Here is a 23,595-nt window from a genome sequence, read left to right as displayed (position 1 = left end):
GGTTGGATCAGTTACAGGGTTGAGATAATTCAATGGGGTTTTCAAAACCTTTCATAGCGTTCCATTCTTTTTTATTGTATTCTTCCTTTACTTCGCGGCTGTCGGCATTTTTCCCATTGATGACATAGGTCGTCTGGGAGCTGTTGAGGTTTTCAAGAATAGAGGAGGGCTGTTTCTTATACCTTTCCCAGAATGAGGCCCATTGTTTAGGGGATAATTTGATGGATTGCTGAGAACCAAAATTCCTTTTTCCAATATCATTTTCTTCTTTCGTAAGTCCTTTGATTTCAAAAATATAGCCTTCCTTGGAATCCTGTATTTTTAGAATAAGACCGGGCAATCCATAAAATTTATAAGGACCATCCATGATCGGAATATCAGGCGTAAACCATGCGGTCCATGTTCTTCCTCCAAATTCACAGACTGCTTTTTCAGCTTTATATCCGAAAATCTGTTCCGTATTTCCAGGCTGTATTTTCCAATGTATAGGACAGTTGGGATATTCCATTACAAATGTTTTGATATACAGCCTTTCTTCCACGGTGATCTTTTTATCAACGATATTTTTGATGATCAGCGGCCTGAACAATGATGTTTTGGTGCTCGAGGGAATCCGCAATGAACCTTTTGAGTCATTTTTAGCATATTCAGTGATGATTCTGGTTTTTAGAGAATCCTGCCTGAAATTTTCATACGACTCAAAAAAAGATGCCTGTCCGTTACCCGTAATTAAGGCGCAAAGTTCAGTATTGTATTGTGCAGCATTTTGCGTGGGTTTCCATTTCATTTCATAGATGATTTTATAGGACTGTGCTGTAAGAAAGCTGTTAAATACCGCTGACAGAAGGGCTGTGAGCAGCAACTGTTTTAGTTTCATTGTAGTAATTAAAATAGTATGAAGTAAGATTCCAAACGATCATGATGGCTGAAAAGAAAAAGAGATTGAAAAATATGATGATTCCAACATGCATTGAGATCGTGAGTATCAGCCAATATTTTCTCGTTTTATTCAGATTGATGAATAAAGGATAAAAAAGTTCGATGATAATCGTTCCCCATCCAAAAATGATATAAAAAACAGGATTCTGTATGTAATCACCTAATGCAACAAATTTATATAAATTGGGCAGGTGTATCGCCTTCCAGATTGATTCTCCGTTCCACCAGTTAAATCCCAGTATCTTATCAAGTCCGGAGAAAAAATAAGCGATACATACGTGAATCTGGATAAGTCTTTTGCACAGCGTTAAAGATTGGAAGTTTCGGGATAATTTCGGAAATAATCTTTGCTGGAGAGAAAAAAAAGAGCTTGAAGGGAAAAGAATAATGTAAAATAAAGACATGCTCGTGAAAAAATCGGCGCCATAAAAAAAGAGACTGCCGGATTTCACAAAGGAAACTTGGAGAATAAGAAGGAATAAAGCACTGATTCTGCTGAAAAACCCTGAAATAATCAAAATGCATAAAATTACATAGGTGTATTTAAAGATCAATATTGATTGATTTTCAGTAAAATAGCTATTCAGGAATCCTAATATTTTTTCTATCGTTAAAATATCAAACGTATTGTAAGCGGTGTGTAATTCCAGGGGTATGATGCTGTGATTGGTGTAAAGCAGATCAAAATCGCTCCAGAATGATAAAAAATGAATCAATACTATGATTCCGATCGCGATCCTAAAGAATACAATGAATTCAGGTGAAAAGGATTTTGAAAAAATAGTCTGTAAAGTTTTCATGGGGTTTCATCGATTTTTATTAGGTGTTCTCTTCTGCTTGCCATATTTTCCAGTTTCGGATGTTCATAGAGATAAACGGAAGTCCTGAATTTTGAATTGTATTTTTCCTCAAAAACGGTATTGATGCGTTTCAGAATAATCTTATTCACTGCGATCTGGTCTTTTTCATGTTCCGTTCCCTTTACCTTATTAAAATTCTTGAAAAAGATATCATTCGCGTTCATAAACCTCATTTTACCTTCGTTGGTTTTCAGCAGGTCATCGGAAATATAAGATTTATTTGAGTTTTGGCTGATGATCACAAAGTTGCTGGAAACATTAGGCGCAAAAAAACCGTAGCCGGTATCAAAGCCTGCATAGGTGGAAATGGTATTTCTGTATAGCGGGTTGTTATTGATCCGTTCGCTGAGGTCCGGATATTTATATTCATAGAATTCGCAGAAAGAAGACATGGTTGTGAGTATTCCTGTGACGAAGACTTTACAAAGGATAGCGGTAAAAACCACTATTTCTATAATTTTTACGGGCTTATTCATTATCAAAATGTTTAAAATTGAGTTTTCGCGGTTATTAGTTTTTGGAGGGGTTCAGAAAGATTCTGAATTTCATGGTTAGTTGTTTGAAGTATAACTTTGAAGTGAAAAATCCCTTTCATGGTAAAATAACAAGGTACCTTTTACAGTACCCTGTCATAAAAAATTATTGATATTTTGCAATAATTACTTTGATTTTGGTCGCAATATTTACATCGTCAGGAAAATTGCTATATCTCGATGTACACTCATTACTGACAGCCTGATAGTCACAAACAGACCATCCTACAAGATTTTGGCTCAAAAAGGCAAGGTCCGCAGCTTTTACCGCCTGAGTGTTTTTTACGTGAACAGTTTTGCCTAATACTTCGATGATCTCCGTATTGTTGCTTTTGTTGCTGCTGAAAGACATTAGGGTAATTGCTAGAATCCCTGATGATAAGTAAATGATGTTTTTCATGGTGTTAAATTTTGAAATTAGTTTGGTTTAATTACATTTGCCCGAAGGCGCTTATGATGCCTCTGTTTCTATTGCATTGCGCACTGCAACAGGTCAGAAATAATCATTATTTTTTTATTTTCCACTGTTGTCCGTCTTTTACCGGTGGATCTGTGGGATTGATGTGGGCGGTGTCTCTGTCTGTATTTTCGCCAGACCTGTTAGTTGTTTGTGTGTCTTTTTTTCCGGTTTGTTCAAAAATAGTCTCATCGTTATCCTGTCTGCAGGCACTAAGAGACACCATTACGATTGTTATTATACATATTGAGATAAGCTTTTTCATATTTTTTAAGATTTAAAAGTTATCCCGGCCAGGTGATTGGTGTTGATTCCGATGTCGAATTTATAGGAAGATTATGGAGATTAAAAACACTGTCTGTCACTATTTAAGAATCAGGACGTCTTAATTTATGAATTAGGACAGTCAAAAAATGGCCTCTAATCATGTGTTAATCAATGTTTATATAAAAATTACTCCATATAGTGTGATTTTATATTGTTTTTCGTTATTTTTATTATATAATATAAAGTTTCTCTTATATGATTGTGAAAAAAACCGTGTATTTGCTTGTTTTATTAATATTTAATATTGCTTATCCGCATTCAAAAGACGAAAACAGCTATGAAAAACTAAGAGGGAGGTATGAAAATTATAAAGAAAATGATGAAAGGGCACTTCCATATCTTAACCAATACATCCATAAAGCTAAAGATGAAAACAACTACCCTATGCTTGTACAGGGATATAAAGACGGGGTTTTTTATTCCTCCTCCAAAGAAAATAAACTTAAATATGCAGACAGTACCAAATGGGCTGCCCATTTATCAGAGGATAAAGATCTTATAAGTACTGCTTACCTGGGAAAGGGAATTGTGTATTATTTTAACTATAAAAAATATAAACCCGCCCTTGATGAATATCTGAAAGCCTATGAATATGCTGAAAAAACCAAAAATGAATATCTGAAATACAAAATCATTTATCATTTAGGCGTTGTCAAGAGTTATTTGGGATATTATGATGATGCTTTGGTTCACTTTAAAGAATGTATCATCTATTTTCAATCTAAAATCAGGCAGAATATACATCCCAATGAAGTATTCAATAATAAAAGAGGATATTTCAACAGTCTTCATCAGATGATTGTGTGCTATATTAATATGAAAGATTATCAGAAGGTGGATTCTCTTACACTGATAGGGATTGATCAGATAGGAACTACAGATGATTTTCTTCAGGAAAAAAGTTATTTCCTGAAATGCCGGGGGATCTCCTATTTTCATCAGAAAAAATACCAGGAAGCCATTGAATCTTTGAACGCCTCTTTGCCTAAGATTATTCGTAATGATGATTTTGCGTGGGCTTCGGTGGATTATTTCTACATCGGGAAAAGCTATTTAGGACTGATGAATGAGAAAATGGGTATCAGCAACTTTAAGAAAGTCGATTCAATTTTTCAAAAACATGAATTCATTCTTCCTGAGCTCCGGGAAAACTACGAATTGCTGATCAATTATTATAAAAAAGAAAATGATCCCAAACAGGAACTCTTTTACACCAAGCAGCTTTTAAAAGCAGACAGCCTGATATCTAAAGACTTCAGCTATCTCTCTTCCAAAATCCATAAAGAATATGATACCAGGACATTACTGAATGAAAAAGAAAAACTGGAAAAAGAAAAATCTTCAGGCATTTTTATCATCAAAAGCTTAGTGGCTTTAATGATCATCCTGCTGGTTTTATTGTCCATTCGCCTGACAAGAGAAAGGAATATTCAGAAAAAATATAACCTGCTGGAAGAGAAGATCCGGATGCAGCAGGATAACCCGATAGAGGAGATTACGACCGATGCAGCGATACCTGATGAAGTCCCCGAACTATCCAGGGAAAAAAAACCGGGAATGCCCGAAGGAGTAGTAGATGATATTCTTAAAAAATTAAAGATTTTTGAAGAGAAAAAACTTTTTAACCAGAAAGGATTAACCCTGAATAAACTCGCCTCTAAACTGGGAACCAATGCCCATTACCTTTCCCAGGTGATCAATGAGTATAAAGGGACCAATTTTAATAAATACTTAGGAGAATTAAGGATCAATTACATTACCCAGCAACTGTACAGCAATAAAGTATATTTAAGCTACACCATAGAAAGTTACGCCGAAGAATGTGGTATTGCTTCCCGGCAAAATTTCTCGGATCTGTTTTATGAGATCAACGGGATCCGTCCGAAAGATTTTATCAGGAAAAGAAAGAATGAACTCGAAAAACTCGAAAGTGTTTAACTGTTCTCAGGATTGATCTTATTCAAAAATAGATACACGCCAATTCCGGAAAGTGCAGACATGGTGGTTGCCAGAATGCCGCTTCCGATAACATATTGAAGCAGATGGTTCTTGATTAGATCAAAATTAAGCTCATGACTTAAAAAATTACTGTCCCCCTGTACAAAAGGTGCCCCCAAAAATAAGGAGGCGGCGATCACAAAGGGGATAAAAGGCGGCAGGCTGACATTAGATGCTACAAAAGCCAGTACTTTATTTAGTTTAAAGAGAACCGATAAAGAAATAACAAGAAGGGTCTGAAATCCCCAGAATGGAGAGAATCCGATAAATACTCCTAAAGCAATAGAAAGTGCCTTGGTACGGTTGCTTCCGTCGCTTTCCAGCACATCTTCTTTAATGAATTTTTTAAAACTTTTTTTTCTGAAGTTATTGATAAAATTCCGCGGAATAATATACAACAGCGTGATCGTTACCAAAATGGTATTCAGAATACTGATTCTTGTGAAGTCTTTGAACGGCCTGAAATGAGAAACCCTTTCCGCAGGATCATACAAAACTTTTATCGGAACATTTTTTACGGGAACATGTCTCCATGCCGTTCTTACAATGATTTCAATTTCAAACTCAAATTTTGGAGTAAAATATTTTTTGGGAATTTTATGTAAAGGATATAGCCTGTAACCCGATTGGGTATCCTCAAGTTTTATTCCGGTTTCAAACCAAAACCAGAAATTAGAAAAACGGTTTCCAAAACTGCTTTTCTTCGGGATGCCATCCTGCGACATATTTCTGTTGCCAATCAGCAGTACCTCTTCTTTTTCAGCAAGAAGAGCCTCTACAAACACGGGAATATCATCAGGATAATGCTGGCCGTCTGAATCAATGGTAATTGCGTACGAATAACCAAGTTCTGTTGCCTTTCTGAAGCCGGTTTTAAGCCCGTTACCTTTTCCTTTATTCTCTGAAACAGAAAGTACCGTAAGCTGTGGATATTCCTTTAGAATCTGAGGGGTGGAGTCTGTAGAACCATCATTCACTACAATGATGTTCTGCGTATAAGCCAGTACACCATCAATCACTCTTTTCAGAGTTTTTTCGTTGTTGTAGGTAGGTATTACAATGCAGATCTTTTGTTCAGAAATGGCATTTTGTACTTCAGGAAGGGTCATGGTTTTATTTTAAGGACGCTTTCTCAGCTTCCGTCATAGATTTAGACTGGAGGGCAAACCTTTTAATATAATTTTTTAATGCAGTGCTTTGCTTGCTGTAATTATTCAGAATGAAAGCCTTATCATCTTTTATACTTCCGCGGTAGCCTACAATCATGGGAATGTTTTCCTGAACGCTGAGTCTTATCAGTCTCAGTTCAATCGTATTCGGATTACTTTTGATAATACTCTCAAGACGGGTAGCACCTGCTTTTACAAACGATTTTCTTTTGCCTTTTTCGGTCGTTATTTTAGCTTCCATGATCTGTGCAGCGGCTTTATAACCTGTCGTTAAAGCATCAGAACCCGTCTGATTTTCAGCGATGGTAATAAAACTCTGCGTGTTGGCATTCGACTGGTTCGCTTTTGCATAGCTGTTCCTTAAAGCCTCTATATCAGACTGAAAGAAAAGAATAAAAGCGGTTACTAAAGAAAAGATCAGTTTCATGAGGTCAATTTTTTATACTGTACAGACATTTTTAATGCAATTGTCTCGCCAAATGAAGTGGTGTTCTTTACTTTAACCTCATTTTCCGTAGCATTAATGTCTAACTGAAGTTTCAGATCCGGAGTTTCAAAAGGATTGATAATCGCCATAAACTTTACATTTGATGCCGATTGTAAAAATAACTTTGAAGAGGTAAATTCCTCGGTAAGTTCTTTCACGATTTGCATCATACAAACTCCCGGAGTTACCGGATTGCCCGGAAAATGACCTTTGAAAATATCGTGGTCTTTATTCAGCGTGATGTAGGCCGTAAAATTTCCATTTTCTGCCTGTTCATATGATTCTAAAGTATAAAAGTCTGTAAGAATGGTTTGCATATTACTTTTTTTTCAGATTGAATGAATAATAAACTCCTGCCTGGAATACCACATTCGTATGATGGCTTTCAAAAGTTATGGTTTGAAAAAATCCTCGTTTTGCTCTGGCTTCAATTCCAAAGTTATCTGTAATGTCATAACCTACACCTCCTACAATTCCGAAATCAATTTCATTAGCCATTGTAAAGTCTTTATCTACAACGATATCAATAGTCGGGCCGATGTGTACATTAAATTTGTTGAAATAAAACTTATTGATTAATTGAGTTCCCAGATAAGAAACGGCAAAGCTATCTCTGTAATAATTTCCGGAAGTATCCAGTTTTGAACCTTGTCTGGAGTAATTGATCTCCGGTTGTAAAGCATAAAATTTAGCCAGTCTGATATTTCCGTAAACTCCTAGGTAAAAATCCGTGCGGGTTTTAAAGTCATAATTCGTTTTCATTGTCTGATAAGACGAATTATTGTAATAATAATAGGTAGCATTATCATTGCTTTGTGAAAAATGAGAAAAATTAGCTCCTGCTCTTATTCCAGGTTTGAAAGTTACCTGTGCAGAAAATAAGCTTGTAAAAAAGATAAAAACTAGGAAGTAGAATGTTTTCATGAAAATTAATCAGTTTCGGTTATTTGGAATAGTTTTATGTTAATCTTAAAATCTTTGTGCTGCAGATTCAGACTGTCCGCGAAGATATGTTTTTTTGCTGCAAATGTAAAATCGATTTTCTCCTTGTTGTTTCTCGTATAAATGATCTGATTCAGTAAACCATTCTCTTTATTAAAGAAAAGATAGTATGTCTTTTTATCAAGCTTTGAAAGGTAAATGTTGGATTCTTTATTTTCAAAACGGCTGTTCACCGGATATTCCTTTCTCAGCAGATGCTGGAAATCATTTTTCAGAAAATTGATGACTATTTTTTTATCCAGATCCGGCAGCACATAATTCAGTTTAAAATTATGTTCGGAAATCTCAAAATCAATCAGTTTATTCCCGAAATCAGACGTTAAAACAACGCGGTGCATCGTATCATTGATCTTTTTGACGATTAAAATCCCGCTGACATGGTTGTTGTAAATATCCATCTGGCACTTATAGACATAATCTTCGGAAGATGAAAAATATAAATTTTCTACTGTCTTCTCTGTGCCCGAAATCGGCTGGACATCCGCAAGCTTATAGGTTTTGCAGGATCCCAATACCAGTAAGATAATACTATAAAGAAAACTCTGAAGCAGGAATCGGCGCATTGATCTTCGTATTTTTGAATAGAATATTCGTAGTGTCTCCGGAAGCTTCAGTCATATTCACCTGAGAAACCGTTGTTTCATTTTTAGGAAAATGAAGTTCGATTTGTTTGATGTATTTTAGCAGTTGAGCAGATTTTGGGATGAACTTCGCAATGTTGTAATTCCCGTTCTTGAAATAGGTTACGGTGAATTCAGGATCATTAAACATCTTTCCGTTAGAGCTGCCTACGATCAGCTTATTGATCTTCTCAAAGGTTTTGCTTTTGGCATCTACAGAAGATTTTTTCCCCTGATCATTAATGAAAATTTTATTGTCTTTAAAAACAATACTGTACTGATAAGGCTTTGTATACTTCCAGCTCAGCATATTCGGGGATTTTAAAGACATTTTGCCGTAAGTGACAATATTTTTGTCCAGAAAATCCATTTTTTTGGTTTGGGTAAAATCACTTTGCAGCGTTTTAATCTGCTGGGTTTCTGAAGATATTCTGGTAACAAAAGCTTTGGCTTCAGCTCCGGTCATTGAGGTGTTTTGAGCAAAAAAGAAGCCTGAAACTAATAAAAATGCTCCAAAAGCAATATTTTTAATCATTTTTTATTTGATTTTATAATGGAATCGATGGTAAAAGCTGAATACTTTTTATTCTTCAAAAATACTAATAAATCTCCCAAAACGCGATACGTCTTTTCTGAAGTGTCATGAAGAAGAATAATGCTTCCCGGTTTCATTGTTTTGGTGATTCTTCTGTAAATTTTTTTCTCATCATCGGTAATAGTGTCCAGGGAGCGAACATTCCAGCCGATGCTTTTTTTACCGGTCTTTGCAATGGCTTTCGCAATATTCGGATTCGTTACGCCAAAAGGAGGTCTGTAAAGATCTGTTGTAATACTTCCGACGTTGTACATTATTTCATCACACTTACGAATTTCTTCAACCATTTTTGAAGTTGATAAGAAACCTGTTGAGTTGGAGTGAGAAAGTGTGTGATTTCCTATGGTATGACCTTCAGTAATGATTCTTTTAAAGGTGTCGGGATATTTTTCGATCTGTTTTCCAATACAGAAAAAGGTAGCCTTTATCTGCTTTTCCTTAAGCAGATCTAAAAATTGAGGGGTATATTCTGTCGGTCCGTCATCGAAAGTTAAAGCGACTTCTTTAGTCTTTGTTCTTTTGTGGGTAATGCTGTTGACAAAATATCCCAGTTCAATAGTAAAAGATCCCCAAACGACTACTGCGGAAAAAAGCAGGAAACAGAATAGATACACCCAAAACGTCCCGTGAAACGCATAAGTAAATACGTTGCAGAACAGATAGAACAGGATAAACAGATAGTGTTTCATCTTTATTATTTTAAAGTGTATGACTTGTAAACCGTTCATATGTCATTCAGAACGAAACGGAGTGTAGTGAAGAATCTCATCTTACTATTCTTACCAGCTTAATCCCAAACTTACTATTTTAATTTCAATTATAATATTGAGAGATTTCTCCTACGTCGAAATGACAGTGATGCCGTATACTTTTACTGATTATATTATCTTTCCTATATCTTTTCCAACAAAACCAAACTATGGTCACTTCCCAATAAATGGTTATACAAAAGAACATTTTTAATCGTGTCTTTTTTCACGGTATTGATCATCATCGCTTCCGGAATGTGCTGGTCTTTAAGAATATGGCTGGCCATAAACATAGAAAAACCACTTGCTGTGTTGAATTCTCCGCTCAGATGTTTGTAATATAACAAGGAAGAATCAGGGAAAAGATCCATTGTTTCCGTATAATACTTATCAGATGTAGCATCACCACTGAAACCTAAAATAACCACATCAATCTCCCCGAAGGTAAGATTATTTTTCGCTAAAAACTTTCCGATATACTGTTGAACTTCATCAAGTTCCACTGTATTGCTGATTTGAATGTCTTTAAGCTGTGCATAGGAATTTTCTGTTTTGTTTTTTCCCAGTACAAAGAAGCTTGAGCCTTCTCCCCAGATAACGCCGTCTGTTTTTGACTGTAAAAGGTCAAATGGAAGGTCTTCCGGTTTTTTAATGGTATTGTTTAAACAGTAAAGCTGCATGGTTCTCTCAGTCTGTTCATCCGTAGAACCCACCAGTACGTTTTCTGCTTCGCCATCATTGATCTGAAGTTTAGCATCTAACATAGAGAATTCCAGTGAAGACGAAGTATTCACATAGGTGAAATTATAAGCATGGCACTGCAGACCTAAAGCAATCTGGCCAGCAACCGTATTATGGGTGGATTGAATAAAATAGGTAGGCGTTAAAAACTCCTCGTTATTATCAATCACATTTTTTAAAAACTTTTCAGAATCCTGGGAACATCCCATTCCTGTTCCTACAATAATGGCATCCGGTTGTTCAATTCCCGCTTCTTTCAAAGCATATTGAGAAGCTACGGAACTCATTTTTACGGTTTTGGACATTCTTCTGCTCATCGCAGGAGGAATAAATTCTTTATAATTGGGTTCAACAGCTTTTAAAAGCTGGATATCATCTCGAGTGGTAAGACCTTGCAGGAAATTTTCATTTAAAGTGTCCTGGACTGAAATACAGGCTGCACTGTTGATGTAAACGGCACTCATGATTTTGAGAAAATTAATGTTGAACAGTTTCCTCCAAATCCAAATGAATTAGAGAGGACATGATTGATGGATTTTTCTTTCAGTTCGGTAACAGGAGTCAAATCAAATTCTGCCATCTTCGTTTTGAAGTTCAGATTTGGGAAGATCAGGCTGTTCTGCATGGCTAGAATGGAATATACGGCTTCAATTCCGGCTGCTGCTGCAAGCGTGTGACCTGTAAATGCTTTTGTAGAGCTGAATTCAGGAACCTTATTTTCTCCAAAAATCCTGATCATCGCAATTCCTTCCGATAGATCGTTATTAGGGGTAGCAGTTCCGTGAACATTAATATAATCAATCTCTTCTTTTGAAAGTCCTGATATTTTCAATGCCTGTTCCATAGCAAGATAAGCACCCTGTCCGTTTTCGGAAGAAGCGGTCTGATGGTGGGCATCATTGGCGTTTCCATAGCCGGAAAGGTAGGCTAGTACTTTTTTATTTTCTTTTTGTACGATTTCTTCAGATTCAAGCACCAAAAAAGCAGCAGCTTCGCCTAAATTTAATCCTTTTCTGTCGTTATCGAAAGGGGTATTGTAAGAATCGGTAAGGATCATCAGCGTATTGAATCCGTTCAGCGTAAATTTTGAAAGCGAATCTGTTCCCCCCACAATCACACGGTCCAATACTCCGTTTTTAATAAGCTTGGCGCCCATCATAATGGCATTGGCTGCTGATGAACAAGCGGTACTGATGGTAGAAACCATACCTTTAAGGCCTAACCGTTCAGCAATCGCCAGAGAGGAACTTCCTGCATCATGAGCGTCAATATATTTTTGCTTTTCAGGAAAGTCTTCGTAGGAGTAGAAATACTTTTCAGTGATATCCATTCCGCCTACGCTGGTGGAAGATATCAGACCGGTTCTGTATTCATTAATATCAGAAATTCCGGCACTTTCTACGGCTTCCCGAGCGGCAACCATTCCTAATAAAGAAGTTCTTGTTACATGATTGTCTTCACTCAGCTGAAGCTTTTGTACCAATTCTTCATTAGACAATTTTATTTCACCCGTTTTAATGTTTCCGGCATGTCGGGTTTCAAACAGTTCAATATCTGAAATACCGTGTTTTCCGGATTGTAATGAAATAAGATTTTCCTCTACATTGTTCCCAATGGAAGATATGATGCCCATTCCTGTAATGGCAATTTTTTGACTCATTTTTATGCAAAATTTACCAGTGTATCAATATAGCAGTTTACCCATCATTGCTGGACTGTTATAGTGTTAAATAGGTATATTAAATTATTTTGTTCTGTTCGCTTCGATGAAGTTGGCCATCGTGTCAATAGACTGGAAAATATCCTTTCCTTTTTTAGGATCGGCTAATTTTATTCCATAATCTTTATCAAGAAGCACGATCAGTTCAAGAGCATCAATAGAATCTAATCCCAGTCCGCCACCGAATAACGGATCTGAATCGTTGATCTCTTCAATAGATACGTCTTCAAGATTAAGAACGTCAATAATTTTGTGTTTCAATTCGGTTTTTAAATTTTCCATAAATATTCATTCATTTAACAAGGTAATAATGTAGCGGTTAACCCATTAAGATTGTTACATTGCTATATTTTTATAATTGTTACATTTTTATAAGGTCAGCAAATATACAAAAGCTTTGTAACTTTCCTGATATAGTTCTGTCCAGCCGCATAAGACTTTTTCAGCCTTTCCGGATTCTAGAATCTGCCGGGAATAATCGTTTAAAAATTCTTCATCAAATTCATCTAAAACAAAAAAAGCATTCTCTGTCTGCATCTGATGTTTAATGCTGATCTCACCAACACATATATTCGGTAAGGTATACACGAAAACAGCAGGACTCGGGAAGAAATTTTCCTGAGAATTAATACTTTCCTGATATTTAAAGTCGGTATCCAGACTTGAAGATCTGTTCGCAAACACTAAAGCTGTTCTGCTGTGATCATCTTCTTGTAAAAGGCTTTCTGCAGCCAGAAAAGCAAGCTTGCTCAGATAATCCATTTTGTGAAACTTCGGATAGTTGAGATGAAGACTTTTATAGGCTTCCTTGGCAAAATCTGAAAAGAGTTCAGCCTGGCTTTCAAAAATAACCTCATCATTAATGACGATTTTTGAGTGTTCTATGGTACAGCTATTGATTTTTTTCATGAATTCTACGTTAGCATTTTTCCAGTACAATGGCTGCATTGCATCCTCCGAAACCGGAAGCGGTTTTCAGAATATAATTGATTTCGGCCGATTGATTTTCTGTAATAATATTCAGCGGCTGCGAAACACCCATTTCTTTAAAGTTTTTCGAGGGAAGTAACATATTGTGTAAAGCACTTTCCATCGAAATAATACTTTCTAACAGTCCTGATGCTCCCAAAGAATGGCCATAAAAGGCTTTCAAACTGTTCAGAGGGACATACTGAAGCTCCATTCTGTTGAAAGCGATGGCTTCCATTTCGTCATTATACAGCGTGGCTGTTCCATGAGCGGAAATAAAATCGATTTGTTCCGGGGAAACATGAGCTTCGGTCATTGCGTTTTTAATGCTTGCGTACAATCCGTCTCCCGTTCTGGAAGGCCCGGAAATATGATTGGCATCATTAACCGCAGAGTCGCCGAGTATCTTAAATTTGAATTTTTCGTTTTCAGAAGGATGGGAGGTGATGTACGCAGCAGCGGCAGCTTCTCCAATATTAATTCCGTTGCGGGTTTTGTCATAAGGCTTGCAAGGTTCGCTTCCGATCGCCTGAAAGGAATTGAATCCTGAGATTACGAATTCTGAAAGTTCATCTCCTGCTACGACAAAGGCATCTTTATATCTTCCGGCCTGGATCATATTCTTGGCAACGGCAATCGCCATTACTCCGGAAACACAGGCATTGGAAACCACAATCGGTTTTGTGGTGAATCCAAAAAAATCAGCAATTTTTTGTGCTAACCGGGAAAGGTAAACTCCTTCCGGCAGCGTGGTCTGGTTTTTCAACAGACTGATATTACCTTTTGTAGTCGATAAAATAAAAGCAGTGTCTTCTGAGATTGTATGTTTTTCAACTAAGGGTTTCAGGGATAACAGGAACATCTTTTCTAATCTCGTGAAATCCTGACGTTCGAAATTTAGGTTAAATTCCTCTTCCAGTTTTTCATCATCAATGGCTGAGGCATAAAAAGCATCCAGATTTTCAATGATTTTATGTTTTGCCACTCCGGATTGTCCCTGAAGCAATGCATTCCAGTTGGAAGACACATCAAATCCTAGCGGGGTAACACAGTTGTGGTCTGTAATATAAACTTCTCGTTTCATGATAAACCCATTTTATCTTTCCATGCCTGAAAAAACTCAGGATTATATAAACATAAACTGCCGTTGCTGTCTAAGAATACCTGAATGGTTTCTCCGCTGCATACTAATTGATCATCCTGATTGAAAAGTTCGTATCTGTAAATTAATTTCGCAGAAGCTGAGTTCACAAAAGTGGTTACCACTCTAAACGTTTCTCCGTATCGTAAAGGAAGAAAATGTTCGCACGTACTTTTTACAATAGGGGTTACATATCCTGCGTTTTGAATATCAAGATAGGTGAGAGCATGCTCCCGTCCGAAAGCTTCTCTTCCGTCTTCAAAGTATACAATATAATGGCCGTGCCAAACGATTCCTAATGGATCCGTTTCATTGAACCGTACTCTTACTTCTTCGGTACAGGTTAGTATTTTCTCTTTAGACTGCATTTTTTATTCTCTTCTGAGATTTTTTATTGTTTTTAATGTACATCGTAGTCCTGAAACTTTTTATACACTATGAATTTTTCTTTCGTAAAAAATAGAAATAGTGACCATGGCAAGATAAAATAAAAATAAGAAGGTTAATTCTTTAGCTATCCCTGCAATACCACTGTTTCTTAAAATAATATCATAATAGGCGTTCAGCCCCCAGTTCATCGGGGAGAACTTGGCAATCGTCTGCATAAATTCAGGCATTAAAAAAACCGGAACCCAGATTCCGCCAATGGCTGCCAGAACTACTACAGAAGTTGCACCAAAAGGAGCAGACTGTTCCTGTGTATCTGCAAGAGTTCCCAGCAGAATACCAAAACCGATGGCTGCTAATCCGGCAAAGACGGTAACTATAAGCAAGTGGAACATTTTACCTGTAACATCAAACTGAGGAAGATCCATATACGGGAACAGATAAACTCCCACGGCAACCATCAATAAAAACTGGATGATACAGATGATAAGATAGGTAAACGTTTTTCCTAAAATGTGAACGTAATACGGCGTCGGACTTATTCTTGCCCTCACACTGGTTCCCTGGCTTTTTTCTTTCACTAAATTAATAGAAAGAGGAACCACAATAAAAAATATAGCAAAAAGTGCCCATGCGGGAACATTATGCTGTACTGAGTTGGGCATAATTTCTGTGGGTCCTTTTTTAGGGGTGATTTCTTTAAAACTGATCAGGTTTTTATTTTCTTCAAGATTTTCTGTAGTTCCCAGCTGATCCTGGAACGCTTTGTAGATCTTCTTGTTTTCAATTTCAAAAACCATTTTGTTGACGGAATTCATCACAGAGTTCTTGAATCCTGCATTGGTGGCAGGGTCAAAATACAAATGAATCTCTTTGGCTCTTGGAGCTGTTTTTTTGGTTGCCGCAGAATCTGCTTCTATTCCAAATGAACTTACAATGGTCTGTACCTTGGAATCGATATTGGAATTCAGGTCTTTCGTGAGGTTTTCAGGAATGACGATAGCCATTTGATATTCTCCTGAGAAAACCGCTTTTTGGGCAGATGCTTCGTTATATTGAGTCATCAGCTGGAACGTTTTGCTGCCTTCCAGTTCTTTTTTGATACTTTTAGAGACTTCAGACTGGTCTTTATCGATAAAAATAATCGGAATCTTTGAGCCTTCAAGATTTTTGAACGTAGAGTCCTGGATCAGCGTAATGGTGATGATCAGTAATAGGGGCATCACAAAAATAATGACAATCCCTCCGATATCTCTTTTCAGCAAAAGTATTTCCTTAATAAAACTCCGCCACAATTTATACAACAACATCTCTTAATTCTTTTCCGGTTAATGAAATGAAAACATCTTCTAGGTTTTCTGCACTAGCGATTTGGGCTACCAGTTCTTCTGGTGTTCCCACCGCATGGATTCTGCCCTTATCGATAATTGCAATCTTGGTACAGAACTCTTCTGCTTCAGAAAGGTGGTGGGAGGTGTAAATGATACACGTTCCGTTTTTATTAAGTTCCTGGAGGAAATCAATAATTACTTTTTTAGACTGTACATCTACTCCTACCGTAGGTTCGTCCAGAAAAAGGACCTTCGGGTTATGAAGGGTTCCGGCAATGAGGTTGCATCGTCGTTTCATCCCTCCTGAAAACTGTTCTACCTTTTTATCGGCAAATTTTGAGAGTCCCATTGTTTCTAACGATTCATCAATCGCTTTGCTGAGGTGTTTGTGCTTTAATCCGTACAGGCTTCCAAAAAACATCAGATTTTCTTTTGCAGTAAGAGTAGGGTAAAGAGCATATTCCTGTGGAACGATTCCGATTATCTGTTTCAGTTTAAAGCTGTCCTTCTGAGGCGATAATCCATTGATTGTAAACTGTCCTGAAGTAGGTTTTATCAATCCCGAAAGCATGGAAATCAAAGTGGTTTTTCCAGCTCCGTTGGGCCCAAGAATTCCATAGATGTCATTTTTTTCGATATTCAACGAAATATCGTTGACTGAAAAGTCTTCAGAATTTTTGTACTTTTTATATAGATTTTTGATCTCAATCATATTCTCCGCCATATTAGATCGCTTTTCTTAGTTTTTTATAGAAAGCTTCTTCAAGATCTGCAATATGAAGCATTGATTTTGAAAGCTCCTGATAAATATTGCTTTTCGAATTTCTGTTTTTGTAAACACGGGCGATATCTACTGCAAAATCCCTCCAAAGATCTCCGATAGCGGTAATCTCCTTGGATAATTCTCTTAATTGATCGTTTTTCAGAATATCGGCAGCTTCCTGTAGGAAGGCTCCATAAATAAATCTGAAACCGCCGCCGCCGGTCCCGATTTCTTCCTGCATCCTGATCAGCTGTCCCAGGTAATGATTGGTTACTTTCGTACCTTTTTTCTCAGCCCATTTCGGAATGCTCTTGGCTACCCATCTCATCGCTTTTACCCCGATAAGAGGAACGGGAGCCAGCATATTTTTGCAGGTATCCCTGATGCCTTTTTTAATGGCTTCTTTAAGATCTACTTCATCCGGAATATAGGTAGGATAGTACATGTGGCCTTTGGGAGGAAGTGCTCCTTTGGCGTAGCGTACTTTTTCCAGTTCTGCTTCGGATAGGGAAGTGACGTAATCCATTACGGGATCACTGATCAGAAACCTTCCGTCTTCTTTTCCGTAGACCACCAGGTTGTGGGCGTTGAAGTGGAATTTATATTCTTCCGGGAAATAAGTGAGGTTAAAAACCCCTACCTGTAGCCCTGTAGGTATATTTTGTTCTAAGTTTCTTTCTAATGCTAGCTGGGCATCTTTAGGACTTGAGAATTTTTCTCTTTTAATTTTAATTCCTAATCTTTTGGCCGCTTTACTGAAAATAGCACCAGGCATCGGGCGATAGCTGAAACCGGGCGCAAAATTGACTTTTAAGAAAGGGAGGTACACAAAAAACAGTCCGGAACCGATTCCGAAGATCATCGGCTCACTGAGTTTGAGACCTTTATTGATTAATAGGTTAGAGGCAACACCGTTTTCGCAATGTGCAGTCTGATGGTGTTCAAAATTAAGTTTCATTCGTAACTTGTTATTTTTTCCTTAGTCTGATGGAAGCAGGCACTGTAATGCTTGATTATTTTCCGTCAAAGTTTTTTAATTCATCTACTGAAATACCAAATGCATCGGCATATTTTTTCAGGACAGATTCGCTTAGTGTCTTAAATATTTTTGGTTTTGCATGCCTTTTTACTCTCCACTGCCACATTCCGACATAGGATGAAAGGACGCCCAAATCCATTTTATTCAGTTCCATGAAATAAATAATAGGACTTGCAATATGGTCTGCAACGTTTTGTCTGGCTTCCTGGATTCTTTCATTGATAAGATCCAGCGATTCATTCAACGCTAATTTCTTGGCTTCCCAGCCCACACTGTTGGCGGTTGTATAATTGTCATTTTCATCAGTGACATACAGAACCTCAGTCATGTTGGCTGATTTCAGGTTGCTTTCGTCTTGGGGAAGATCCTGCTTTTTCATCTGAATAGTATATTTTTAAATTCCAAATGAATGTTTTTCATCTGTTTTTATGATTATTATAATCAGGTGGCTAAAATAGTGAAAATACATTATATGTAAATCACATAGAATATATTGATATGATAATATGAATTTTGTCTAGTAGAATCTAAGAAAAAGATGAATATATTTTTCACAGATATAATGATTCATTAACCGTCCATTGATCTGTAACAAGTAGATGTCTAAGTAAGACTAATCTATATATAGATTTAACTAAAATAATATTATGAAGAAAGTTTTTATTTCTGTTTCGCTCTTTTGTATGCTGAGTGCAATGGCTCAGAAATTTGACACACAAAAGGTGACGGATACTCAGGGATACACCTATGAAACAGTGAAGAATGACCAGGCTGGAGTACGAGTGTATACATTGAAGAATGGATTAAAAGTATACCTGGCTAAAAATGATGATGCCCCGAGAATACAGACCTATATCCCTGTAAGAACTGGTTCAAACAATGATCCTAGCGAGAATACCGGATTGGCTCACTACCTTGAGCATATGGTTTTCAAAGGAACGTCTCATCTGGGAACCCAGGATTGGGCAAAAGAAAAAGTGCTTCTTCAGCAGATCTCAGATCTTTATGAGCAACACAAAGCTGAAAAAGATCCTGTAAAGAAAAAAGAGCTTTATAAAAAGATAGATGAGGTTTCTCAGGAAGCTTCTAAATATGCGATTGCCAATGAATATGATAAAGCGATCTCTTCATTGGGCGCTACGGGAACCAATGCACACACCTGGTTAGATGAAACCGTATATAAAAATAACATCCCGTCCAATGAACTTGAAAAATGGCTGAAAGTGGAAAAGGAGCGTTTTTCGGAACTGGTCCTTCGTCTTTTCCATACTGAACTGGAAGCAGTGTACGAAGAATATAACAGAGCCCAGGATAATGACGGCCGTCTTGTAAATTATGCAATGATGGAAGCTCTTTTCCCAAAACATCCGAACGGGCAGCAAACTACTATCGGGACTTCTGAGCACCTGAAAAGCCCTTCTATGGTAGCCATCCATAAATATTTCGACACGTACTATGTGCCTAATAATATGGCAGTTGTATTGGTAGGAGATCTGGATTTTGATAAAACCATCAAAATGGTGGATCAATATTTCGGGACTTTCAAATATAAGGAGCTTCCGATGAAAAAAATGGTAACGGAAGAACCAATGACCAAGGTGGTTACAAGAACGGTAAAGAGTCCTTCAACCCCAAGGTTAAGTTTAGCCTGGAGAACGGATTCTAACGGAACTCAGGAGGCAAGGTTAGCCGATGTGGTCGCTGAAATTCTAAGCAATAATGGGGATGCAGGTTTAATAGATCTTAATATCAATCAAAAACAAAAAGCATTAGGAGCAGGAGCGTACGAGTCGCCTTTCAAAATGTATGGTTCTTTTAACTTAACGATTACTCCAAAAGAAGGACAGAGCTTTGATGAAGCTAAAAAACTGTTGCTGGATCAGATTGATCTTGTGAAAAAAGGACAGTTCCCGGACTGGATGCTGAAAGCTATTCTTAATGACAAAAAGGTTCAGCGTATGAAAATGTGGGAAACGGCAGACGGGCTGGCTACCACACTGTATGGAACTTACATCAATGGATTGACCTGGGAGCAGGAACTGGACGAAATCAATCAGTATGAGAAAATTAAAAAAGCAGATGTTGTAAAATTTGCCAATGAGTTTTTCAAGGATAATTATGTGGCAGTTTATAAGGAAAAAGGGGTGAATGATAAACTTGTTCGTGTAGAAAACCCGGGCATTACGCCTATCAAACTGAACAGGGAAGCACAGTCACCTTTCCTTAAGGATATTTTAGCGGTTAAAGCTTCTGAGATCAAGCCTGAATTTATCGATTATAAAGCAGCCATCGCTACTTCTCAGATCAAAGATAAGAAAGTAAGTTTTGTAGAGAATAAATATAACGAAGTTGCCCAAGTAAATTATATTTTCCCTTTCGGAACAGACAATGATAAGGAATTATCTTTAGGGGTAACGGTTTTCCAATATCTGGGAACAGACAAGTACAGTCCGGAACAGCTTAAAGAAGAGTTTTATAAGTTGGGAATTTCTAATAATTTTAGAACTTCAAATGATCAGACAGTGATTACGTTAAGCGGACTGGAAAGCAATATGCAGAAAGGAGTAGAGCTTATGAATCATTGGTTAAACAACGTAAAAGCGGATAAAGCAATTTATGACCAAACTGTAAAAACAATTCTGGAATCGAGAGAAGTTGCTAAAAAAGACAAAACCAGAATTATGGCGGCTTTAAGCAATTATGCGAAATATGGAAAGGATTCCAGAATGACAGATATAATTTCTAAAGAGCGTTTACAGAGCATTAATGTTGCTGAACTGATGTCAAAAATCAAAACACTGAACCAATATCCTTACGAAGTTTTCTTGTACGGAAAAGATCAGAAGTCTCTGGAGAAAGCGGTTAAGCCATATATTGTAAACACAAACCTGCAGCCTGCGAAAGCGAAGGTGTATGCGGAACCAGCTACAGAAGGAAAGGTGTATTTCACCAATTACGACATGGTGCAGATGGAAATGTCTAAAATCGCAAAAGGAAGCAATGTGAATTTAGGCAACTTTGGAAAAGCTAATGTTTTCAATGAATATTTTGGACGTGGATTATCTTCTATTGTATTCCAGGAGATCAGAGAAAGTAAATCTCTGGCCTATTCTGCATATGTATCTTATGCCAACGCTACAGAAAAAGACCATCCGAATTATGTAACCAACTACATCGGAACACAGTCTAATAAGCTGCCGTTAGCCGTTAACGCGATGAATGACCTGATGGCACAGCTGCCTCAGATTCCTGCGCAGTTTGAAAACTCTAAAGGTTCTGCGCTGAAGCAGATCGCTTCTAACAGAATCAACAGAACGAATATTTTCTACAGCCAGTTATCGCTTAAAAAATTGGGCGTTGATTATGATATCAGAAAAGATGTTTATTCAGAAATCCAGGGTCTGACATTACCTCAGCTTACCGGTTTCTATGATACGGAAGTAAAGCCATTGAAATATAACACTGCCATCATCGGGAAAAGAGAAAACCTGAATATGGAATCTATTAATAAAATGGGTGAGTTCAAAGAAATATCACTGGAAGAGATCTTCGGATACTAATTTCCTTGGATTATTATTATAATGAAAGTGGGGCAGCAATGCCTCACTTTTTGTTTTTATATAACAGACAATTTTTTTAACATCAACATCTGTGCAAATTTGTGTAATCTGTGGTAAAAAGAAAGAGAATTAAAAAACAAAAAGCTGCACGAAACCGCACAGCCTTTGATATTTCAATTGAATTTTTCTACGACTTTACTTCCTGAATAAACAGATTGATCTCAGCACGGATCAGTAATTCATCATTATTAAAAGTTTCACAATAGATATTGCATATATTTTCATACATAGAGATCAGTGATGCCTTTGAAATAATGGTGTCGCCCACTTTCGGTAAAGAAAAAATCTCAATCTTTTTGATATTGGTAATAAAGCCGATCACTTTGGTATCTGCTGCAGGGTTCTCAAAGAAACTCTGTCCCAGAATAGAAGAGCAGGTTTGGGCAAGGTTTTCAATTAAACCGGCCTCTACAAACTCACTATTATGAACGAAGATATTGTCTTCAAGTATGGTAAAGGAGGTCACAACTTTTTCTTTGGTCAATTCCAAAATATAATCAGCCATCAGCATAGGATTGCGATGGGGTAAGAACTGATGGATATTGATGAGGTTGTTTTCCTTGGTTTCCATGCTATTTATTTTACAACAGTTTTCATTTCAGATCTTGCAATGATTTGATCATTCAGAGTGGTAACGGCATTAACAAGCGTTACTCCCATTACTTCATTTAGAATGGTAACTTCGGTTTTCAAGTGATCTCCCACTTTTGGAAGCTCCTCTGCTTCAAAAGATTTGATGGCACCAATATATCCTGTCGGAGCTTCTTTTCCTAACAGATAATATTTGTATCCGGTATGGAGTGCTACACTCTGTGCCTGATGCTCAATAAGGCCTGATGCCTGAAAAGTACCGTCCAGAAGAAAGATATTGTCTTCCTTTATTTCAAATCCAGAAACCAGATGGCTCTCGGAATAGTCTGAGATCTCGTGTACCATCACAAAAGGAAACCTTTGTGGAATAAGGCTTTCCACAAATTTCTGATCAGAAGTTGGCAGTTTGTTCTCCATTAGCAAACCGTTAGCAAGGCACAAGAATAAGCAAATCTTCCACTTTCAGGAACACAAAGAAGGATTTTTTCTCCTTTTTTCAGCTTACCGGAATTCATTAATTCCTCAAGAGCAATAAAAATAGATCCAGCACCAACGTTTCCTACTTCAGAAAGGTTATAGAACCATTTTTCCCAAGGGAAATCTAATCCTACCTTAGCGAATTCATCCTTTAAACCTTCTTTAAAGTAACCTGAAGAAATATGGGCTAAAACATGATCGACAGATTCCGGATCAAGATTGTGTTTATCAAAAGAAGATCTTAAACTTTCGGCTCCTTTCACCAAAATATATTTATCTAAAATTTTCGTGTCTTGCTTTAATGCAAAAATAGACTGCTTCAGCCATTCGTCAGATGGGTAATCTGCCCATGATTGTAAGCTTCCGTCTTCCTGTTTTTCGCATCCTGCATACATGCACGCTTCTATTTCATGAGCATACGAATAGAAATCAATAAAGTCTATTTTTAAAGAGATGCTGTTTTCTCTGGGTTTATTTTCCAGTAAGAAAGCCCCCGCACCATCAGAAAGCATCCATCTCAGGAACTCTCTTTTGAAAGCGATGATAGGTCTTTCTTCCAACTGCTTTAAATTTTCTGCTTCATGATTGAATTTATCAGCAGTCATCCATGAAGACATTCTTTCTGAACCTGCGCATACTGCCGCTTCATGTACTCCGGCTTTTACAGCAAGGAAACCGTAGTTCAGGGCATTCATCCCTGAGTTGCAAAGACCTGTTGCTGTATTAATTTCTATAGATCTGCCAATGTTGAGCTCACCATGAACCATAGAAGAGTGTGACGGTTGAATCTGATCCGCAGAAGTCGTTCCGCAAGACAGTAATTTCATATCACTTTTTGTGAAATTTTCGTCAAAAAGTCCCTCAATAGCTTTTGCTGTAAGTTGTGCATTGGAGTGGGTAGGTTTTCCCTGTTTGTCTAGAGCGTAATATCTCGTGGTGATTTTGTTGTTTCTTAAAATCAGAGATCTCGCTTTGGAAGGAACTCCGTTAATTAAACCAAGATAAGTCTCCATTTCATCATTAGATACCGGCTCATTAGGTAAGTATGTTGATGATTTTGTTATAAATACGTCGTACATT

General features: G+C 37.3%; 27 protein-coding genes. 2 read left to right on the top strand and 25 right to left on the bottom strand.

The genetic code is table 11. The features are described from left to right. Positions 1-7 precede the first annotated feature (7 nt). From SB679_RS05750 to SB679_RS05730, 5 genes are all read right to left on the bottom strand, one after another. On the bottom strand, positions 8-877 hold the full coding sequence (locus tag SB679_RS05750) for a GLPGLI family protein (protein WP_410701298.1): 870 nt from the start codon (positions 875-877) through the stop codon (positions 8-10). Beyond that, positions 828-1,739 carry an HTTM domain-containing protein gene (locus SB679_RS05745; RefSeq protein ID WP_410701296.1) on the bottom strand — a complete coding sequence of 304 codons (912 nt, stop codon included), beginning with the start codon at positions 1,737-1,739 and terminating at the stop codon, positions 828-830. The genes SB679_RS05750 and SB679_RS05745 overlap by 50 nt, the downstream gene beginning before the upstream one ends. Beyond that, positions 1,736-2,275, bottom strand: coding sequence for a hypothetical protein (locus tag SB679_RS05740; protein ID WP_410701295.1), 540 nt, complete (start codon positions 2,273-2,275; stop codon positions 1,736-1,738). Before SB679_RS05740 ends, SB679_RS05745 begins: the two co-directional genes overlap by 4 nt. A gap of 163 nt (positions 2,276-2,438) precedes the next feature. Beyond that, on the bottom strand, positions 2,439-2,732 hold the full coding sequence (locus SB679_RS05735) for a hypothetical protein (RefSeq protein ID WP_410701294.1): 294 nt from the start codon (positions 2,730-2,732) through the stop codon (positions 2,439-2,441). A gap of 106 nt (positions 2,733-2,838) precedes the next feature. Continuing rightward, complete coding sequence (locus tag SB679_RS05730) at positions 2,839-3,054, bottom strand: hypothetical protein (protein WP_410701293.1); 216 nt, start codon at positions 3,052-3,054, stop codon at positions 2,839-2,841. Positions 3,055-3,329: 275 nt separating this feature from the next. Between SB679_RS05730 and SB679_RS05725 the strand changes: the two genes are divergently transcribed. Then, positions 3,330-5,054: a helix-turn-helix domain-containing protein gene (locus SB679_RS05725; protein ID WP_410701690.1), complete on the top strand. Its 1,725-nt coding sequence runs from the start codon at positions 3,330-3,332 to the stop codon at positions 5,052-5,054. On the opposite strand, the gene SB679_RS05720 is transcribed toward SB679_RS05725, so the two are convergent. From SB679_RS05720 to SB679_RS05640, 17 genes are all read right to left on the bottom strand, one after another. Further along, the gene (locus SB679_RS05720) at positions 5,051-6,223 is read right to left on the bottom strand and encodes a DUF2062 domain-containing protein (protein ID WP_410701292.1); all 1,173 of its coding nucleotides are present in this window, start codon (positions 6,221-6,223) and stop codon (positions 5,051-5,053) included. The two genes, SB679_RS05725 and SB679_RS05720, sit on opposite strands and share 4 nt — an antisense overlap. A 4-nt stretch (positions 6,224-6,227) precedes the next feature. Continuing rightward, the gene (locus SB679_RS05715) at positions 6,228-6,710 is read right to left on the bottom strand and encodes a hypothetical protein (protein WP_410701291.1); all 483 of its coding nucleotides are present in this window, start codon (positions 6,708-6,710) and stop codon (positions 6,228-6,230) included. After that, the gene (locus SB679_RS05710; RefSeq protein ID WP_410701289.1) at positions 6,707-7,087 is read right to left on the bottom strand and encodes a 3-hydroxyacyl-ACP dehydratase; all 381 of its coding nucleotides are present in this window, start codon (positions 7,085-7,087) and stop codon (positions 6,707-6,709) included. The genes SB679_RS05715 and SB679_RS05710 overlap by 4 nt, the downstream gene beginning before the upstream one ends. A gap of 1 nt (position 7,088) precedes the next feature. Beyond that, positions 7,089-7,694: an outer membrane beta-barrel protein gene (locus SB679_RS05705; RefSeq protein WP_410701287.1), complete on the bottom strand. Its 606-nt coding sequence runs from the start codon at positions 7,692-7,694 to the stop codon at positions 7,089-7,091. Between the two features lie 5 nt (positions 7,695-7,699). Further along, positions 7,700-8,335, bottom strand: coding sequence for a hypothetical protein (locus tag SB679_RS05700; RefSeq protein ID WP_410701285.1), 636 nt, complete (start codon positions 8,333-8,335; stop codon positions 7,700-7,702). Beyond that, the gene (locus tag SB679_RS05695; protein ID WP_410701283.1) at positions 8,301-8,927 is read right to left on the bottom strand and encodes a LolA family protein; all 627 of its coding nucleotides are present in this window, start codon (positions 8,925-8,927) and stop codon (positions 8,301-8,303) included. The genes SB679_RS05700 and SB679_RS05695 overlap by 35 nt, the downstream gene beginning before the upstream one ends. After that, positions 8,924-9,676 (bottom strand): polysaccharide deacetylase family protein, encoded by a 753-nt coding sequence (locus SB679_RS05690; RefSeq protein ID WP_410701281.1) that lies wholly within the window; start codon positions 9,674-9,676, stop codon positions 8,924-8,926. The genes SB679_RS05695 and SB679_RS05690 overlap by 4 nt, the downstream gene beginning before the upstream one ends. 203 nt (positions 9,677-9,879) lie before the next feature. Further along, entirely contained in the window at positions 9,880-10,941 is a 1,062-nt protein-coding gene (locus tag SB679_RS05685) for a beta-ketoacyl synthase N-terminal-like domain-containing protein (RefSeq protein ID WP_410701279.1), read from the bottom strand. After that, positions 10,938-12,137, bottom strand: coding sequence for a beta-ketoacyl-[acyl-carrier-protein] synthase family protein (locus tag SB679_RS05680; RefSeq protein WP_410701277.1), 1,200 nt, complete (start codon positions 12,135-12,137; stop codon positions 10,938-10,940). The genes SB679_RS05685 and SB679_RS05680 overlap by 4 nt, the downstream gene beginning before the upstream one ends. An 84-nt stretch (positions 12,138-12,221) precedes the next feature. Further along, a complete protein-coding gene (locus SB679_RS05675) occupies positions 12,222-12,479 on the bottom strand; it encodes a phosphopantetheine-binding protein (RefSeq protein WP_034709421.1) in 258 nt (85 codons plus the stop codon). An 87-nt stretch (positions 12,480-12,566) separates the two neighbouring features. Then, positions 12,567-13,106, bottom strand: coding sequence for a 3-oxoacyl-ACP synthase (locus SB679_RS05670; RefSeq protein ID WP_410701275.1), 540 nt, complete (start codon positions 13,104-13,106; stop codon positions 12,567-12,569). A gap of 10 nt (positions 13,107-13,116) precedes the next feature. Further along, positions 13,117-14,250 (bottom strand): beta-ketoacyl synthase N-terminal-like domain-containing protein, encoded by a 1,134-nt coding sequence (locus SB679_RS05665; protein WP_410701273.1) that lies wholly within the window; start codon positions 14,248-14,250, stop codon positions 13,117-13,119. Beyond that, entirely contained in the window at positions 14,247-14,675 is a 429-nt protein-coding gene (locus SB679_RS05660) for an acyl-CoA thioesterase (RefSeq protein WP_034709423.1), read from the bottom strand. The genes SB679_RS05665 and SB679_RS05660 overlap by 4 nt, the downstream gene beginning before the upstream one ends. 60 nt (positions 14,676-14,735) lie before the next feature. Further along, a complete protein-coding gene (locus SB679_RS05655) occupies positions 14,736-16,004 on the bottom strand; it encodes an ABC transporter permease (protein WP_410701271.1) in 1,269 nt (422 codons plus the stop codon). After that, positions 15,991-16,749: an ABC transporter ATP-binding protein gene (locus SB679_RS05650; RefSeq protein ID WP_317740128.1), complete on the bottom strand. Its 759-nt coding sequence runs from the start codon at positions 16,747-16,749 to the stop codon at positions 15,991-15,993. The genes SB679_RS05655 and SB679_RS05650 overlap by 14 nt, the downstream gene beginning before the upstream one ends. 1 nt (position 16,750) lies before the next feature. Further along, positions 16,751-17,746: a BtrH N-terminal domain-containing protein gene (locus tag SB679_RS05645; protein ID WP_410701268.1), complete on the bottom strand. Its 996-nt coding sequence runs from the start codon at positions 17,744-17,746 to the stop codon at positions 16,751-16,753. A 55-nt stretch (positions 17,747-17,801) separates the two neighbouring features. Then, positions 17,802-18,206 (bottom strand): hypothetical protein, encoded by a 405-nt coding sequence (locus SB679_RS05640; RefSeq protein WP_410701267.1) that lies wholly within the window; start codon positions 18,204-18,206, stop codon positions 17,802-17,804. Between the two features lie 268 nt (positions 18,207-18,474). On the opposite strand from SB679_RS05640, the gene SB679_RS05635 reads away from it, so the two are divergent. Further along, positions 18,475-21,387, top strand: coding sequence for a M16 family metallopeptidase (locus SB679_RS05635; RefSeq protein ID WP_410701266.1), 2,913 nt, complete (start codon positions 18,475-18,477; stop codon positions 21,385-21,387). Between the two features lie 187 nt (positions 21,388-21,574). On the opposite strand, the gene SB679_RS05630 is transcribed toward SB679_RS05635, so the two are convergent. Genes SB679_RS05630 through SB679_RS05620 form a run of 3 tightly spaced genes read right to left on the bottom strand, consistent with a single transcriptional unit; the run spans position 21,575 to position 23,594 of the window. Next, positions 21,575-22,018 carry an ABC transporter permease gene (locus SB679_RS05630; protein WP_410701265.1) on the bottom strand — a complete coding sequence of 148 codons (444 nt, stop codon included), beginning with the start codon at positions 22,016-22,018 and terminating at the stop codon, positions 21,575-21,577. Positions 22,019-22,023: 5 nt separating this feature from the next. After that, positions 22,024-22,455 carry a hypothetical protein gene (locus tag SB679_RS05625; RefSeq protein WP_410701263.1) on the bottom strand — a complete coding sequence of 144 codons (432 nt, stop codon included), beginning with the start codon at positions 22,453-22,455 and terminating at the stop codon, positions 22,024-22,026. Beyond that, positions 22,455-23,594, bottom strand: a complete 1,140-nt coding sequence (locus tag SB679_RS05620; RefSeq protein ID WP_410701262.1) for a beta-ketoacyl-ACP synthase III — start codon at positions 23,592-23,594, stop codon at positions 22,455-22,457. The genes SB679_RS05625 and SB679_RS05620 overlap by 1 nt, the downstream gene beginning before the upstream one ends. Between the last annotated feature and the right edge of the window lies 1 nt (position 23,595).

The sequence above is a fragment of the Chryseobacterium sp. SIMBA_029 genome, assembly GCF_046535275.1.
Taxonomy (GTDB): domain Bacteria; phylum Bacteroidota; class Bacteroidia; order Flavobacteriales; family Weeksellaceae; genus Chryseobacterium.
The sequence above is the reverse complement of the archived record's forward strand: the minus strand, read 5'-3'. Positions and strand labels throughout refer to the sequence as shown.

What these genes read in the sequence shown, in the direction of transcription:
- SB679_RS05750 (WP_410701298.1), bottom strand. Translation starts at nt 877, where the DNA reads ATGAAACTAAAACAGTTGCTGCTCACAGCCCTTCTGTCAGCGGTATTT.
- SB679_RS05745 (WP_410701296.1), bottom strand. Translation starts at nt 1,739, where the DNA reads ATGAAAACTTTACAGACTATTTTTTCAAAATCCTTTTCACCTGAATTC.
- SB679_RS05740 (WP_410701295.1), bottom strand. Translation starts at nt 2,275, where the DNA reads ATGAATAAGCCCGTAAAAATTATAGAAATAGTGGTTTTTACCGCTATC.
- SB679_RS05735 (WP_410701294.1), bottom strand. Translation starts at nt 2,732, where the DNA reads ATGAAAAACATCATTTACTTATCATCAGGGATTCTAGCAATTACCCTA.
- SB679_RS05730 (WP_410701293.1), bottom strand. Translation starts at nt 3,054, where the DNA reads ATGAAAAAGCTTATCTCAATATGTATAATAACAATCGTAATGGTGTCT.
- SB679_RS05720 (WP_410701292.1), bottom strand. Translation starts at nt 6,223, where the DNA reads ATGACCCTTCCTGAAGTACAAAATGCCATTTCTGAACAAAAGATCTGC.
- SB679_RS05715 (WP_410701291.1), bottom strand. Translation starts at nt 6,710, where the DNA reads ATGAAACTGATCTTTTCTTTAGTAACCGCTTTTATTCTTTTCTTTCAG.
- SB679_RS05710 (WP_410701289.1), bottom strand. Translation starts at nt 7,087, where the DNA reads ATGCAAACCATTCTTACAGACTTTTATACTTTAGAATCATATGAACAG.
- SB679_RS05705 (WP_410701287.1), bottom strand. Translation starts at nt 7,694, where the DNA reads ATGAAAACATTCTACTTCCTAGTTTTTATCTTTTTTACAAGCTTATTT.
- SB679_RS05700 (WP_410701285.1), bottom strand. Translation starts at nt 8,335, where the DNA reads ATGCGCCGATTCCTGCTTCAGAGTTTTCTTTATAGTATTATCTTACTG.
- SB679_RS05695 (WP_410701283.1), bottom strand. Translation starts at nt 8,927, where the DNA reads ATGATTAAAAATATTGCTTTTGGAGCATTTTTATTAGTTTCAGGCTTC.
- SB679_RS05690 (WP_410701281.1), bottom strand. Translation starts at nt 9,676, where the DNA reads ATGAAACACTATCTGTTTATCCTGTTCTATCTGTTCTGCAACGTATTT.
- SB679_RS05685 (WP_410701279.1), bottom strand. Translation starts at nt 10,941, where the DNA reads ATGAGTGCCGTTTACATCAACAGTGCAGCCTGTATTTCAGTCCAGGAC.
- SB679_RS05680 (WP_410701277.1), bottom strand. Translation starts at nt 12,137, where the DNA reads ATGAGTCAAAAAATTGCCATTACAGGAATGGGCATCATATCTTCCATT.
- SB679_RS05675 (WP_034709421.1), bottom strand. Translation starts at nt 12,479, where the DNA reads ATGGAAAATTTAAAAACCGAATTGAAACACAAAATTATTGACGTTCTT.
- SB679_RS05670 (WP_410701275.1), bottom strand. Translation starts at nt 13,106, where the DNA reads ATGAAAAAAATCAATAGCTGTACCATAGAACACTCAAAAATCGTCATT.
- SB679_RS05665 (WP_410701273.1), bottom strand. Translation starts at nt 14,250, where the DNA reads ATGAAACGAGAAGTTTATATTACAGACCACAACTGTGTTACCCCGCTA.
- SB679_RS05660 (WP_034709423.1), bottom strand. Translation starts at nt 14,675, where the DNA reads ATGCAGTCTAAAGAGAAAATACTAACCTGTACCGAAGAAGTAAGAGTA.
- SB679_RS05655 (WP_410701271.1), bottom strand. Translation starts at nt 16,004, where the DNA reads ATGTTGTTGTATAAATTGTGGCGGAGTTTTATTAAGGAAATACTTTTG.
- SB679_RS05650 (WP_317740128.1), bottom strand. Translation starts at nt 16,749, where the DNA reads ATGGCGGAGAATATGATTGAGATCAAAAATCTATATAAAAAGTACAAA.
- SB679_RS05645 (WP_410701268.1), bottom strand. Translation starts at nt 17,746, where the DNA reads ATGAAACTTAATTTTGAACACCATCAGACTGCACATTGCGAAAACGGT.
- SB679_RS05640 (WP_410701267.1), bottom strand. Translation starts at nt 18,206, where the DNA reads ATGAAAAAGCAGGATCTTCCCCAAGACGAAAGCAACCTGAAATCAGCC.
- SB679_RS05635 (WP_410701266.1), top strand. Translation starts at nt 18,475, where the DNA reads ATGAAGAAAGTTTTTATTTCTGTTTCGCTCTTTTGTATGCTGAGTGCA.
- SB679_RS05630 (WP_410701265.1), bottom strand. Translation starts at nt 22,018, where the DNA reads ATGGAAACCAAGGAAAACAACCTCATCAATATCCATCAGTTCTTACCC.
- SB679_RS05625 (WP_410701263.1), bottom strand. Translation starts at nt 22,455, where the DNA reads ATGGAGAACAAACTGCCAACTTCTGATCAGAAATTTGTGGAAAGCCTT.
- SB679_RS05620 (WP_410701262.1), bottom strand. Translation starts at nt 23,594, where the DNA reads ATGTACGACGTATTTATAACAAAATCATCAACATACTTACCTAATGAG.